This window comes from Cyclobacterium sp. (genome assembly GCF_014762705.1).
Classification (GTDB): Bacteria; Bacteroidota; Bacteroidia; order Cytophagales; family Cyclobacteriaceae; genus Cyclobacterium.
This window is the reverse complement of record NZ_JABURL010000093.1, coordinates 1-15005: the sequence shown is the minus strand read 5'-3', so window position 1 is coordinate 15005 and position 15005 is coordinate 1. Positions and strand designations below refer to the sequence as shown.

13 protein-coding genes are annotated in these 15005 nt (G+C 43.2%); 4 read left to right on the top strand and 9 right to left on the bottom strand.

Features of this window, described 5'->3' with window-relative positions:
- Positions 1–132 precede the first annotated feature (132 nt).
- Both HUJ21_RS17825 and HUJ21_RS17820 read right to left on the bottom strand, forming a co-directional pair.
- Entirely contained in the window at positions 133–756 is a 624-nt protein-coding gene (locus HUJ21_RS17825) for a hypothetical protein (protein WP_291371918.1), read from the bottom strand.
- A 26-nt stretch (positions 757–782) separates the two neighbouring features.
- Entirely contained in the window at positions 783–1175 is a 393-nt protein-coding gene (locus HUJ21_RS17820; RefSeq protein WP_291371917.1) for a GreA/GreB family elongation factor, read from the bottom strand.
- A 514-nt stretch (positions 1176–1689) separates the two neighbouring features.
- On the opposite strand from HUJ21_RS17820, the gene HUJ21_RS17815 reads away from it, so the two are divergent.
- Positions 1690–2028 carry a hypothetical protein gene (locus HUJ21_RS17815; protein WP_291371916.1) on the top strand — a complete coding sequence of 113 codons (339 nt, stop codon included), beginning with the start codon at positions 1690–1692 and terminating at the stop codon, positions 2026–2028.
- A 394-nt stretch (positions 2029–2422) separates the two neighbouring features.
- Here HUJ21_RS17815 and HUJ21_RS17810 read toward each other — a convergent pair whose 3' ends face one another.
- Both HUJ21_RS17810 and HUJ21_RS17805 read right to left on the bottom strand, forming a co-directional pair.
- The gene (locus tag HUJ21_RS17810) at positions 2423–2944 is read right to left on the bottom strand and encodes a YetF domain-containing protein (protein WP_291371915.1); all 522 of its coding nucleotides are present in this window, start codon (positions 2942–2944) and stop codon (positions 2423–2425) included.
- A gap of 106 nt (positions 2945–3050) precedes the next feature.
- Positions 3051–3506 (bottom strand): DUF305 domain-containing protein, encoded by a 456-nt coding sequence (locus HUJ21_RS17805; RefSeq protein ID WP_291371914.1) that lies wholly within the window; start codon positions 3504–3506, stop codon positions 3051–3053.
- Positions 3507–4347: 841 nt separating this feature from the next.
- Here HUJ21_RS17805 and HUJ21_RS17800 point away from each other — a divergent pair.
- Positions 4348–5442, top strand: coding sequence for a DUF6544 family protein (locus tag HUJ21_RS17800; RefSeq protein WP_291371913.1), 1095 nt, complete (start codon positions 4348–4350; stop codon positions 5440–5442).
- 258 nt (positions 5443–5700) lie between these two features.
- On the opposite strand, the gene HUJ21_RS17795 is transcribed toward HUJ21_RS17800, so the two are convergent.
- From HUJ21_RS17795 to HUJ21_RS17775, 5 genes are all read right to left on the bottom strand, one after another.
- Entirely contained in the window at positions 5701–6696 is a 996-nt protein-coding gene (locus HUJ21_RS17795; RefSeq protein WP_291371912.1) for a hypothetical protein, read from the bottom strand.
- A 228-nt stretch (positions 6697–6924) separates the two neighbouring features.
- Positions 6925–8355 carry a TolC family protein gene (locus HUJ21_RS17790; RefSeq protein WP_291371911.1) on the bottom strand — a complete coding sequence of 477 codons (1431 nt, stop codon included), beginning with the start codon at positions 8353–8355 and terminating at the stop codon, positions 6925–6927.
- A complete protein-coding gene (locus HUJ21_RS17785) occupies positions 8348–11590 on the bottom strand; it encodes an efflux RND transporter permease subunit (protein ID WP_291371910.1) in 3243 nt (1080 codons plus the stop codon). The genes HUJ21_RS17790 and HUJ21_RS17785 overlap by 8 nt, the downstream gene beginning before the upstream one ends.
- A 24-nt stretch (positions 11591–11614) precedes the next feature.
- Positions 11615–12700: an efflux RND transporter periplasmic adaptor subunit gene (locus HUJ21_RS17780; RefSeq protein WP_291371909.1), complete on the bottom strand. Its 1086-nt coding sequence runs from the start codon at positions 12698–12700 to the stop codon at positions 11615–11617.
- Between the two features lie 136 nt (positions 12701–12836).
- The gene (locus HUJ21_RS17775; RefSeq protein WP_291371908.1) at positions 12837–13265 is read right to left on the bottom strand and encodes a hypothetical protein; all 429 of its coding nucleotides are present in this window, start codon (positions 13263–13265) and stop codon (positions 12837–12839) included.
- Between the two features lie 434 nt (positions 13266–13699).
- Here HUJ21_RS17775 and HUJ21_RS17770 point away from each other — a divergent pair, with 434 nt between their 5' ends.
- The gene (locus HUJ21_RS17770) at positions 13700–13987 is read left to right on the top strand and encodes a hypothetical protein (protein ID WP_291371907.1); all 288 of its coding nucleotides are present in this window, start codon (positions 13700–13702) and stop codon (positions 13985–13987) included.
- Positions 13988–14274: 287 nt separating this feature from the next.
- Positions 14275–14949, top strand: coding sequence for an ABC transporter ATP-binding protein (locus tag HUJ21_RS17765; RefSeq protein ID WP_291371906.1), 675 nt, complete (start codon positions 14275–14277; stop codon positions 14947–14949).
- The last annotated feature ends 56 nt before the right edge of the window (positions 14950–15005 follow it).

The window sequence follows — 15005 nt, the reverse complement described above, 5'->3', positions numbered from 1 at the left end:
TTAATTTATATACATAATAGGTACCACTAGGCAATTTGAGGGGAGGCTGAGGCGGGAGACTTTGATGGGGAGAATGGTGTTTTTTTCTAGAATCAGGCCGGACTTATGTTTTGATCAATTGGCTTGCCTTTTTCAGTTTAATTTAAAAGGAACCTTATGCCCCGGGTTGAAGCTTTTGGTAGAAATGATCAGGGTTTGGACCAGAACCAAAATAAGTAATAATGCGACTATTTCCAGTTGAGCGAAGCGTTCGCCTGAATGAATGATTCTCTCCGTTTGTGATATAATGGCCTTTCCTTCTTCCATTTGAATACGAGAGAGTTTTTGTAATTCAGCCAGGGAAAGCATAATGTGTTTTTCCATTTCAGATACAACAAGCCTGCCCGATGGAGATTGTTTGATTTTCTCAACCCGCTCTGCCAAATGGCGGAGATGTTGCTCCTCCGCCACTGTCAGTTGGGTTTTTTGAAACAATTCGATCCGATTATCTATATATTCAATTTTCTGATTGAGGTACTGAGGGTTTTCGGTTATGCTTTCCTGATATTGCTTGCTGATTTCTGAAAAAGCCCGTGAAATGTCATATATATAACCTTCCACCATCAGCCTATCCTGATACATGGCAGTCATGGCTTTACTCATTTTATCGGCATTACTCCTTTCCTTAAAATGGTTAAGAAGTACCACACCTACAATGACCATAAGAAGCAATGAAAGTTTGCCTTTGTTTCTGATGCTATATGCCCATTTTATCATTTTTTGACTGATTTAGAAATTTATTTTTAATTCACCTTGATGCATTCAGGGCTAGAAACCTTCAGGATGTGGATGGTTCTTTTTCCTCCGGGAAGGGACCATTCTATGCGATCTCCTTCTTTAAAACCGATCAAGGCAACGCCAAGAGGGGAAAAGAGGGATAGTTTTTGGTTGTTCAGGTCTGCAATTTTTGGGTGAACCAAAGTCATGGCTATTTGCTGACCGCCTTGTTCAAAACGCGCTTCAAAATAACTGTTTAATTGAATGACATTCTGAGGCAGTTTATCATCAGGGACTTTTTTCGCTTTTTGAATTTCGTAAACCAATTGTTTTACTTCTTTCGTTTTTTCTTCCGGGGTGAGGTTGCGTACCATTTTCAGGATGGTTTCCACATCGGTTGCTTTGATAACTGGTATCATGATTATAGCCTGTTAATAGATTGAATAATTAAATGGTGACAGACATCCTGTAAAGGGATGCGTGTTAAAAATACGACCCTCTACCTGAATATGGTGAGTAGAGGGTTTAGCTGATGAAGGCTTTATTGTGCCCACAAAGCAAAACTTTTGGATGCTTTTGAAAGCAACCACAAGAAATTATACGATGGAAAAATTTTGTTATCATGATTTCAGGTGAAGTTACAAAAAAATACCAACTTATCCGCTTTTGGTGAAAAGATTTTTATAGCCGATTGTGTCGATACTTAATACAGCTATTAACGTCCTGGTGAATTTTCGCAAACGAAATTAATTCTATCGGTTTAAAGAAAAGATCAAGTGGCATAAAAGCAAAGAGGAAAAGGTGGATACTATTTTTATTCTTGGCTTTTGGACCGCTTTTTGTTTTTAATGGTATTTACTGGACACATTTTATTACAAAGTCATGAAAATGGCTAAGGTTCAAATTTAATCAGGCTTTTAATTTATCATAACAATGGAAAAACTACCCACACCAATACCCCGAATGTTGATTTATCTCCACGATGCTTCTGGTAAAGAAAAGGTAAAAGAAAGGTTGCAGGTCATTTATGATTGGATGCAATCCAAACTAACACGGTCAAATGGTGATGATGCGTTGAATAAGCTTTGGGAAAATCCAAAAGATTTGGCTTTTCAGGAAAATCTAAATCAAGCGATCGAAGAAGCACATGCGGAGGATGACTTGTTTCATGAGGAATTAAATGTGAGGTTGGCCGAAGTCGAGGATTTGATCAACAAGGAAGACCCCGATTGGGATCCCCCGCTGGCAAAGGTTACTCACAAGCCAAAATAAACAGATAAGTAAATTACAAAGACCTTAAATAAAACAGCTCTTTTAGACTTAAGAAGCAATCAGATGGGAATCTATCAGCTGCTATTTGACTCCTTAAGCTGCAAGGGTATATAACTTTATTTTAATGTCGAAATAGGCTGGAATTACTAAGCTGTTTTGACTTCAATTTATTTGAGTATCATGAACCAGGTAATTGGTTAGGTTTTTTCCATTGTATTTTTTGAAACCCCAGCCAGGCACCTGCTGCTATCAGGGTATTGATCCATTCTCGGTTCCCTGCCTCGGGTTGTTGGTTATTTGCTGCTTCTTTACTGCCGATTTCACTGGCAATGATTGTTCTTACCGAATGTTTTACCAGAAAGGTACTGCTCGCTTCATCTGTAAAGAAATGGTATTAACGCGGGACTTTAACGTCTTCAAAGGTAGGTTTTGTACCCCTGTGGATTTTTTGAATAAGGGTAATTTCACCTGTGGTCTCCAAAATTACCATATTAACTTCATCCAGTTTAGAAATGCCTTGTTGCCGGCCGGATCTGTAGATCTCCTCAACCGTAATTCGTTCCTTTTTCATGGCCTCATACAGAAATTCCCCTTTGTAAAAAAGCAATGATGGACTATTGGTAATTAACGATTTAACTTCTTTTTTCCGGACAGATAACCAGGTCAGTAAATACTGAAATGCGATAAACAAGCTGATCGCTGTCACCCCATCGGTCAGAGGTATATTTTTGTTCAAAGCTACACTTGCCAGGCAGGAGCCAAGGGCAATGGTAACAATAAAATCAAAAGCGTTCATTTTGGATAATGTTCTTTTTCCTGATACTCTCAATAGAAATACCATTGCAATGTATCCCATGGTCGTTAAACAGATTGTTCTGATCAGGCTTTCCCAGCTTTCAAACCAAATATTTTCCATGTTTTCATTAATACTTTTGTAAAGTTATTTCAATGGGGGAGGTGATAACTCTGCCCCCTATGAAATTACTGATGCATGTCTGTGCTGCTGTATTCAGTATTCCAGTTTAATTGTCTTCCAACCGCTTGATCATTGCTTTCATTTCAGCTATTTCCTTTTCCTGGGCTTTGATTATTTCATTGGCTAATTGCTTCACTTCCGGGTCTTTCAAGTCTGCATGCTTACTGGTCAGGATGGCAATCGAGTGATGGGGTATCATGGCCCGCATCCACTTCACATCGGAAATAGGGATCTGCTGTCGCACCAAAAAGGTGGCACATCCCATTAGCAAGAGACTGCCCAGAATAATGGCTATATTTTTTTTCTTGTTGGAATACATCTTCCGCATGAACAAAAACATGATAATAGCCATGCCGCCTATACCAATCAGGGTCATGTACATTCTGGTCCAGCTAAAAAATACATGACTTGCGGCATAGGTGTTGAAATACATTGTAATGTACATGGTGATGGCCGAACAAGCCAGCATCAACATAAAGATGGTGTAGGGTGTATTTTTCATAGCACGTTTTTTTTTATTGGTTATGGTTTTACAGTTTTCTCCCGCTCTTCATAATTCCACCTTCAGGAAGGAAGCCTTCTCTAATCGGATTTGGTAATGCAGTACGATTACTTGTCATTCCTTATGCTTCTACCATGTATCTTCCACCAAAAGCCGGGCCATAAAGTTAGCTATATGGATGAGGCTGGCTCTCCCGGGCTTTAAGGGAACTCCGGGTCATCGGATGGGCCTATGGTACCAGGCATTGCAATCAATGCTGGTGCAGCCCCCGGGCAGGCATTCGTTTTCGCACATTGATTTTATACCGGTTGGTGGTTTGATCCATGACTTCCTTGTACCAATTCTCGATGATTCATTTTAAACGCTACTTTATTTTCCCTGACAAGAGTCATTTTTTTCCTTGGCTGAGGTCATAAACTTATATGAGATGTTCCATTAATTTTGTGGCAATAAAAGGATTATGGTTTGGTGGTTAAACCCCTCAATTTCATGAAGAAATGAGGTGGTACGGAAAATTCTGATAAATACCAATAGTACCACTGTCTTAATCCAAATAGAAACTTTGTCCTGTAAGTTACACGCCTTAATATGATCGGTTTCTTCAATCCATTTACCATTGAAATAGATCCTTATAATCCTTTTTGTCAATTTTGAAAATGATCCCGACGGAGTTTATATTGGTTTTGAACCACAGGTTTTCGATGACACATTAAATGGCAAGGGAAATTTGATCATTGGCTGGAGACTGGACGGAAGCAGTGGACCATGAAATCAAATTGGAAGAGGACGGGAAAGATATTGTAGCATTTGGAAGTATCCGGAAAAAAATAAAGCGTAAACCATGAAAATAATTGTGATTCTTGTACTGCTTATCCATGGAGCCATCCATTTGCTGGGTTTCTTTAAGGCCTTTGGATGGGCTGAAGTAACGCAACTGACAGCTGACATTTCCAAGCCCCTTGGTCTGGTATGGCTATTGGCTGCCTTGTTGTTTTTCTTGTCAGTCATCCTGTATTTGTTGAACCTCGAATGGTGGGTTTTCCCTGCTGCAGTGGCCGTCCTGGTATCTGTGTTTTTGGTGATCAGCTCCTGGGCGGATGCCAAATACGGTATGGTTCCAAATTTTATCATATTGGCCATTGTTGTCGTTGCTTTTTGCTCCTGGAGAATGGATAAAAAGATCAGTAGTGAAACCAGCCAGCTATTTTCTACCCTGGATTTTTCAGGGCAGGAATTGGTTTCAGAGGAGGAGTTACACCATTTGCCCGATCCGGTTAGCCGTTGGTTAAAAACCACCGGCATCATCGGGAAACCGAAAATCAAAAATGGCAGGGTGAAGCAAAAGGTTTTGATGAAAATGAAGCCGGAGCAAAAAAAATGGTACCCTGCAGAAGCTTTACAATATACCTTTATGGAGGCACCGGCATTTATCTGGACGGTAGATTTAAGCATGATGCCTTTGGTCCATATCAAGGGTCGGGATATGTTTAAAGACGGAAAGGGGGAGATGCTGATTAAGCTGAATTCATTGGTCAGTATTGTTAATGAAAAGGGAGACAAGATGGACGAGGGTACTCTTCAGCGATTCCTGGGTGAATTGGTATGGTTTCCATCACTGGCCTTAAGTCCCTATATCCAATGGAAAATCCTCGATGATTATTCTGCAGAAGCCATCATGACCTATAAGGGGACTTCGGGAAGTGGGAAATTTTACTTCGATGAGGCTGGAAATTTTGTCAAATTCAGTGCCATGAGGTACAAGGGTAATCATGCCAGGAAATACCCCTGGGTGCTTACAGTAGATGCTTACAGTACCTTTGAAGGTATTAAAGTACCCTCACATTTAAAAGCTACCTGGCAACTCGAGGAAGGGCCCTGGACCTGGTTGGATTTGGAGCTCCTGGATATTCAATACAATACAGCTCTTACTGATTAACTGTTTCGGGTGTAAGCGGGGACAATAATTCAAATCATTTCATGTGTCTATAATTTTTCTTTAAGCGGCCACATGGAATCTCGCATGGTTGATAGTCATCCCATTGTGTGACGGCTAGGTCATGCTCGATTTCAACTTAAAAAAAGGCCGCTATTTTTTATCTGCTGGCTTTTCTCCCGATGCCCGAATGCTCATGACCCTTTTGAGCAGGTCAAACCAGAATGGAGCTCCCAGGGTAATGGCAAAGGCGGTGATGATCTAGCCCAGCAGGCTATAGAATACATAGCTCCACCAGGAAGTATCCGGCCATAAATTGGAAAAGAACCTGATATTGGCACGAGGGGCATCGTTCCATCCCATACCCAAAACCGAAGTGCTGGTTTCTATTTCTTCATCAATTAAATCGTAAATCTTTGCTCTTAGCTGTACCAGATTGGAATCAGGCTCATTCGAAGTGGTCGAATTAAGCCCTTCTTCCTTTTCCATGTATTCATAAGCCATAGCGACGATTTGCTGTCGGGCTTCCGGATCATTGGATATTTTTTCTGCCATGCGTATGGTGTCTGCATTGAATACAATGCTGATGATAAGCCCCAATACAAACAATACTTTTCGCACATTGACCTTGTACCAGCCTGTGGCCTGATCCATGACTTCCTGGTACCACTTCTCGATGTTTTCTTTAAATGTTTCGATATTTCCCCGGGCATCCCGGGCAAAGGTCCTGAGCACTTCTTTGGTCTTGCCGTCCGGCAGGTCATTGATGGCTGCTTCTATATTTTCCAGCTGACCATCATTATCCTTGAATAGTAGCTCGATGAGCACTTTGGAAAAATATTCATTCCTGATGTAGGAAGGAAATCCTTTATCTCCTTTTTTCTTCAGTTTCTGGATTAGGGGATGGTCAAAAAATTTCTTGCAGAGGACATCCTCTTCGTCATCCAGCATGGTCTGAAGGGCAAGGTGCAGGTTTTTGCCACGGGAATAGATCAGGTTCATGGCCAGCTCGGAGATAGTGGTGGCCAAAAGGCTCAATAGCAGATAAATAAATATCAATCCGATAACAACTTCCAGAATGACGGATCCGAACATGCCTTTTTTTGCTTGGTTGAAGGGATAACCGTACCGGGTACTTTTGGGGTTCAGGTATGGTTTGGTTACTAATGACGAAAGGGGTTTTAACCCTGAATTTTCTCCATCAATTTCAAAAAAAGGGAAATAGAAAGCAAGAAGTTGTCGGTTTGTTTTTCCCAATCATGGTCAAAATATTTTATTGATAAGTAGGGAACGGGTATTTTTCCTGTCATGCTCTAAGCTTTACTGCAAATTCAGGACTATCCGGCATTGTAAGATATAGACCACTTCAATACGAACAGGGATATTGGTTAAAAAAATCAGGACTGCAGTTTTAGCGCATACAGTCCTGATTAATCCTATTTTCATTGTTCAAGGAACAGGCAACAATGAATTTTGATTTGCCTTTTAGTTCCAGCCTCCTCCCAGAGAACGATAGACATTTACTTTGGTTTGTAATTGCTGCCTTTTGATTTCCAACAAATCCATTTTGGCCTCCAGTGCTTCTCTCTGGGTCAGCAATACTTCTGCGTAATCGGCTCTTGCGGCATTAAACAGGCTGTTGGCAATGGAGATAGATTGCATCAGCAGTTCGACTTCCCTGGATTTGGTCTGATAGCTGTCTGTATAGTTGCGAATCTTAGCCATCTGGTTAAGTACATCAGTGTACGCATTTAGGATTGTCTGTTCGTATTTCACCACTGCCTGTATTTGGCGTGCATTGGCGCTGTTGTATGCGGCTTTGATTGCATTCCTATTGACAAGCGGCGCCATGATATCGCCGGCTAAATTATAGAGAATGGATTCCGGTCGAACCAGATATGCCGGATCGAAAGCCTGAAATCCAATTCCTGCTTTGATTCCCAGTGAGGGAAGGAAATTAGCCCTTGCCACTCGCAGGTCCAGGTTAGCAGCTTTCAGTTCCAACTCCGCTTGCCTTACATCCGGGCGATTGACCAGCAATTGAGCGGGAATACCCGCCTGCAAACTGTCAACAGTAAGCTGATTCAGTTGGGCTGAATTCCTTTTTATGGGGTGGGGTATGCTTCCGGTCAAATAATTCAGCCGGTTTTCGGTTTCAACGATGTTTTGTTTAATGGAAAACTGCAGGTTCTGGGTATTGAGCAATTGGGCTTCGAAGCGATTTACCGCAAGCTGCGTTAGCCGGGCGGCAGATTTTTGCTGTCGCACCACCTGGACCGCATTGGACTGGATTTTGATATTCTGTTCTATAATGTCAAGCAGGTTGTCCAATACCAACAGCTCATAGTACGATTCGGAGATGTCAGCTATTAACTGCGAAACCATGAAGTTTTTCCCTTCCCGGCTCGCCAGGTACCTGAACACCGCTGCCTTTTTCGCATTGCGTAGTTTTTTCCAAATATCCACTTCCCAGCTGGCAAATGCCCCAAGCAGGAAATCGGAAAAAGGATCAGGAAAACTCCTGCCATCCCGGATTTCCAATTGTTCATCAACAGCCCCATGCCGGGTGTATCTCCCTTCTTTTTCAAGGCCTGCGCCCGCCCGGATCCCTGCAAAAGGTAAATATTCACCCTTTCTGGATCTAACTTCTGCCTTGCTAATGTCAATTTCCTGAAGGATTATCTTCAGTTCCTGGTTGTTTTTCAAGGCAGTATCGATTAGTGCTATCAATTTTTCGTCCCGGTAATAGGCCTTCCAGTCAAGTTTGCCAGTATTGGTGGAATCTCCGGAATAAGGGTATGCCTCAGGAACCATCTTGTTTGCGGTTTTGACAGCCTCCTGCGGGACATTACAGCTCAATGCCAGCAGCAGGATGAAAAGCACGATAATGATTTTATATAATATGCGATTATCCATTGTTCTTTCTTTTTCGATTGGCTACTTTTAATAGCAGGCCCAACTTTTTCATTTTTTTAATCAGGGTAGCTTCCGAGTTGCTTTCCACAAAAGATTCGGTCAACGGATTTTCGTCCTGATCCTGAATTAATTTTTTACCATCGGCCATTCCACCGAAAATGTAATACAGCCCGGGGACTATGAGTACGCCGAATACGGTTCCGAATAGCATTCCACCCAGTGCTGATGCACCAATGGTTCTGTTGCCAATTGCGCCGGGTCCGGTAGCCGTCACCAATGGAATCAAGCCGGCAATAAATGCAAAAGAGGTCATCAAGATAGGACGGAACCGGACTTTGGCTCCCTCAATTGCAGCATCCCAAATGGTGGCACCTTGCTGGTGTTTTTGCACGGCAAATTCCACGATCAGTACGGCATTTTTCCCCAGCAGCCCCACCAGCATGATCAATCCAATTTGGGCATAGATGTCGTTTGCCAACCCCATGGCTTTAAGCAATAGAAAGGAACCGAATACGCCGGCAGGAAGGGATACGATAACAGCCAGTGGTATGATAAAGCTTTCGTATTGGGAGGCCAGCACCAGGTACACAAATATCAGTACAATGATAAAAATATACAGGGCCTGATTACCTCTGCGGGATTCATCGTAGGAAAGACCCTCCCAGGCAATGTCATAGCCTTGGGGCAGGGTTTGGGCGGCAACCTCGCGAATGGCGTTGATGGCATCGCCACTGGTTTTCCCTGGGGCCGGTACTCCCCTTATCGAAGAGGAAGTATACAAATTAAACCGGGTGATTTCATTGGGCCCCTGAGTTTTTTTCATGGTCATAAAAGAGGAATAGGGCACCATCTCCTCACGGTCATTTTTGATGAACAAATTCAGCACATCAGAGGGCATTTTCCGGTATTCAGGAGCCGACTGGGTATATACTTTAAAGAAGGTGTTGAATCTCGTGAAGCCCTGTTCGTAAGTACTTCCGATCAGAATATCCAGATTTTCCATGGCTTTCCCTATAGACACCCCCTTTTGCATGGCCAATTCGTTGTCAATGAGGAGTTCATACTGGGGATAGTTGGCCGCATAAAATGTAAATAGACCGGCTAGTTCATGCCGTTTGCCAAGGGCTTCCATGAAATCGGTATTTACCCTGTCAAATTCCTGATAATCAATGGTACTGCTTTTGTCTAAAAGTCTAAGAGAAAAACCATCCGAGGAACCATAACCAGGGACAGCGGGCGGTTCGAAGTACTCTACCACAGCCCCCAAATCCTGTGTCTTTTCCTCAAGTTCTTCTATTATTTCATGCAGGGACTGGCTCCTTTCCGACCAGTCTTTAAGGTTGATAATACAGGTTCCGGCATTGGATCCCCTGCCTTCAGTCAGGATTTCGTATCCCGCCAGGGAAGATACCGATTGTATCCCCTCAACTTCTTCGGCAATTTCCTGTAGCTTTCTGGAGACATCGTTGGTTCTTTCCAGGGTGCTGCCCGGAGGCGTTTGGATAATGGCATAAATCATCCCCTGATCTTCATTTGGAATAAAACCCGATGGCAGTATTTGGTTTACGGAGAAAATACCAAAACCAAAAGCCATCAATATCCCAAAAGTAACCACCCGCCTGTCCACAATCCGCGTCAGCAGGTAGGTGTATTTGCCCGTCAATTTTTCAAAATTTCTGTTGAACCAATTGATGAATTGATTGATGGGCGTTTTACGTTTAGGCTTTCCATGGTTATTCTTCAAAATCATGGCACACAATACCGGGGTGAGCGTAAGCGCTACAATACCTGAAAGGATGATTGCACTGGCCATGGTAATGGAAAACTGCCGGTAAAATACCCCCACCGGGCCGGTCATAAAGGCTATAGGAATAAATACAGCAGTCATGATCAGCGTAATGGCTATGATGGCACCGCTTATTTCGCCAAGTACTTTTTTGACCGCCTTAAAGGGACTTAGGTGCGTTTCTTCCATCTTTGCATGTACAGCCTCTACCACCACAATGGCATCATCCACCACTATACCTATAGCCAGAACCAGTGCAAAAAGAGTGATCAGGTTAATCGTCAGGCCAAATAATTGCATGAACAGAAAAGCCCCTATCAGCGATACCGGTACGGCAATGATGGGAATCAGAGTGGACCGCCAGTCACCAAGAAAAAGAAATACCACCAGCGCAACCAAGACAAATGCTTCCACCAGTGTATGGACCACCTTGTCTATAGAGGCGTTTACAAATTTTGATACATCATAGTTAATTTCATAGGACATTCCAGGAGGAAAGTCTGCTTCCAATTCCTTTAATTTTATTTTTACATCTTCGATTACCTTACTGGCATTGGTCCCGTAATTTTGTTTCAACACAATGGATGCTGCGGGATAACCATCCTTGTTGGAATAAATATCGAAGAATTCACTGCCCAGCTCCACACTGGCGATATCCTTTAATTTCAGCATTTCCCCCTCAGGGTTAGCCCGAACAATGATGTTTTCGTACTCTTCCGGCTTATTAAACCGGCCTTTGTAGGTCAATACATATTCCAGGGACTGGGCGGTCATTCCGGAAGCTTGCCCCAACCTGCCAGGCCTGCCAATCACACTTTGTTCTTCCAGGGCTTCCATCACTTCTTCCGTGGAGAGATTATAGGCCCTCATCCGGTCCGGATGGAGCCATACCCGCATGGCATATTGACGGCTTCCCAGTATTTGGGCCCGGCCCATACCGCTGATTCGCTGCAGTTCCGGTAGTATGTGCACATTAGCGTAATTATAGAGAAATTTTTCATCCGCTTTGTCGTCGGTGCTGAATAGGTTGACGTACATCAGCATGCTGGGCTGTATGGGGGTGATGATGATGCCTTCCCGCTGTACAAGAGGTGGAAGGTTATTCATGATTTGGTCCACCCGGGTTTTGACGTTTACCACAGCAGCATTGGGGTCCGTCCCCGGTTCAAATACGATCTGAACAGTGGCTTCTCCCGCACTGGTTGCATCGGAAATAATGTACTGCATATTCTGAACCCCGTTGATAGCGCGCTCCAGCGGAATCAAGGTGGACTCTACCAGCACCTGCGCACTGGATCCGGGATAGGCAATGAAGATATTTACCCGTGGGGGAGCAATTTCAGGGAATTGTGACACCGGCCGGCTGGACATTGCCAGTAGTCCCAAAAAGACAATAGCGATAGAAATAGACAGCGCAAGGACCGGTCTTTGAATGAACTTATTGAACATGTTGATAAAGTTTAGGGTCCTTACTTATTCAGCGTGCAAGCGGTGCAGTGCGGTCAAAATTTCCTGAGGCCGGTGAAAATCGTAGTTGACCTTATCACCTGCTTTAACCTTCCTAAGTCCCTCTACCAATACCTTATCTTTTTTGTTCAGTCCCTCAGTTACCTCATAGGCATGCGGCATTTCTGCGCCGACAGTGATTTCCCTGGCGCTGAGAACATCGTTTTCGTCTACCGTATAGACATATTTTTTGTCCAAAATCTCAAAGGTGGCTTTTTGTGGGATTAGCAAGGCATTCCTGAGGTAGGTAGGCATTAGAATATTCCCGGTTTGTCCATTTCTCAAAATTCCTTTTGGGTTATGAAAGGTGGCCCGAAAGGCAATGTTTCCGGTTTCATTGTTAAAATCAGCCTCAATGGTTTCTACGGCCCCCTCATTTTCGAAAACCTCATTGTTTGCCAATTTGAGCTTCACTATGGTTCGTTCCCCTTTCTCTTCGCTCATGGTATAGTCGAGGTACTCGGCCTCCGGCACGTTAAAATACACCCACATTTTGCTGTTATCCGAAAGTGTCGTGAGTAACTCCCCTTCGTCCACCAGGCTTCCCAGCCGTACATCTTTAAACCGGCCAACGATGCCATCAAAAGGTGCCCGGATCTCCGTAAAAGCAAGGTGGGCCTGCGCAAGTGACAGCTCGGCTTGTGCTTTTTGCAGGGTAGCTTCTGCCAGTGCCAGTTCGTTTTGGGAGACAATATTGCTATCTGCCAGGCTTCGGGTATTCTCGTATTCCAATTCGGCGAAGCTGGCCTCCGCCCGTGCTTTTTTTACTTCTGCCTGGTAAATGACAGGCATTATCTGGAAGAGCAATTGGCCTTTTTTGACCGATTGTCCCTCATCTATGTAAATTTCCTTGAGGTAGCCTCTTTCAAACGCGCGAAGCTCAATGTGTTGGATGGAATGAATTTGACTGACGTATTCATGGTAAATCAGTGTGTCCTTTTGAATTGGACTGGTCACCACAAGCCTGGGCGCTTCCTGCTCGTGATGCTCCTTATGGGTACAACTGCCTATGGATAGCGCCACAAACCCAATAATTAGGTTTAAAATTTTCATTGTTGTAAAGAATTGATTGATTTGAACCTTAATGAAAGGATACAGCATGCCTCTTGAAATGGGTAATCCCAGGACAAGGCTGTATCGGAATGCAGCTGCTTTGGTGATCAGAAGCTGGATTCAATGGTGAAATCAATCAGGAAAGGTGTCTTTTCCAGGAATGGTGGAGCACGTATAGCTGGGGCGTCCTCCTGTTGAGGAGTGACAAAAGGCAATTAATGAATGTTCCTCTTGTCAGGTTGTGGGTAAGGCATTCGGGAACTCTTGTTGCTGTTGCCCATTTGGATGATTCATCATCCCCTTTTTCTTTTTTTCCAGATTCATCGGAATTTTCAGGTTCCGGCTCATGGGGTAAAGGGAAGGGGCTGGGAAAATCACCGTAGTCTTCGGTTGGCTGTAAGACATAAGTCTCATTTTTCCCATCTGCTTCGGGGCCTTTCTGGCTGGCGAAAACGGTGGAAAAAACCCCGGTAATTAAAAAACCAAGAAGAAGCAAAAAGCTGAACAAGGCTTCAGAAAAACCTGTTTTAAGATTATGGCTTCTATTTAGGCGATTTTCACTCATGTTGAAAACAAAAGTACTAAAATATTGAAGATCTAAATAAAAAGAGAATATTTTTTTGCATTTTTTATAAAAATACCCGGTTAAGGGCAGGGGCTAAATATCCTTTCCGAAAACAACCGTATGTAAATCCGCCTTTTACCTGCATTGACCCGCTTCCGAACTGCAAGCTGAATCAGGCAGGTCGACCATTGTTTCGAATAATCCGGAGTATACTGACCCCTTAAGGTCGGCAGCGGAATGGCACTAACCACAGTTTTTGAAGAAATACCTGTTGAAGCATTGGTTTGAAAAAAATGTTTTGATCCGGAAGAAATTTTTAAACCGGGATGTTGATCCAATACATAGGGTAGGTTCAATTTATTGAGGTCCGATATTCTTCGGTACAATTCTTGCGGTATTGTTTCAATAAATCAACAAAAAATCCTCAAAAAGTTATGGATAACAGGCAAAAATTAGAAAAAATGGATAGGGCTTTAAGGTTGTTGGAAGACCTTCAAAAAAGTCAGGTGGCTATGGTGGAAAAGTCTTCAAAACTTCAGATGGATGCCATGGAATTCAATTTCTCGGATATGGAAAAAAATATGGGAGATTTATTTTCCAGATACAATGAATCCCTGGATTTAATCAATGCCGAATTGGAACGTTTTGAAATCAAAAGGAATCAATTCGAAATGAAACATGGTTTGGATAAAGATGAAGGATTAAGTCCAAAAGGGGACTAAAATGCCAGTGATCCTTTAAAAATGGATCGGACTTTTTAAACTATTATTTTTGGCCTGTGAGTGGCTTGTTGAGCCAATCGAAAAACCATTGGTACCAACAATACCCCAACCATACTTCAACCCATGGCTTTGTCCGCCAGCGGACAAAGGTGTTCGCCTGAAGCATCCCCACGAAAGCATGAAATACCCCTAATTGGCCTCTATCAGCTATTTTTTTATGGCATGGTAGTGGAAACAAGCTTTATCGCTGCCAAATAGATCACAGCATAGGCCATCAATTCATTTTCATGATACAGTTAAAAGAAATCGACAAATTTATCGCATCCAGGTTCCAAAGGATATTTATTTTAAAAGGCATTCACCTTCAAATTGAGGAAGGGGATTTCATTACCCTGATGGGGCCCTCCGGCGTGGGAAAGTCTACCCTGCTCAATATCATCGGCTTGCTTGACGAGAATTTTGAAGGAAGGTATTTATTCGATGGAGAAGCGATTTCATCCATGAAAGACAAGCAGCGTGCTGCCTTACACAAATCCCAATTCGGATATATTTTTCAGGCTTATCACCTGATCGATGAGCTGACCGTTTACGAAAATATCGAGACTCCCTTGCTCTACAGAAATGTATCTTCATCCGATAGAAAGGGTATCGTGGCCGGCCTGTTGGATCGCTTTAATATGGTGGCCAAAAAGGACCTTTTTCCGGAACAACTTTCCGGCGGGCAGCAGCAGCTGGTAGGTGTGGCCAGGGCCATAGCCGGAAAACCACGGGTGTTACTGGCCGATGAGCCTACCGGAAACCTGCATTCCGCACAGGCCAAAGAAATCATGGAAGTGTTCCGGGAACTCAACCAGGAAGGGACCACCATCATACAAGCCACCCATGCCAGGGGAAATGCCGATTATGGCAACCGCCTCATAGAAATGCTTGATGGGAAAATTGCAAAAGACATCCGACTTTGATATGAAATCGACACGATTAAAATCATCATTAAACACACAGGGCAATGATTATTTTA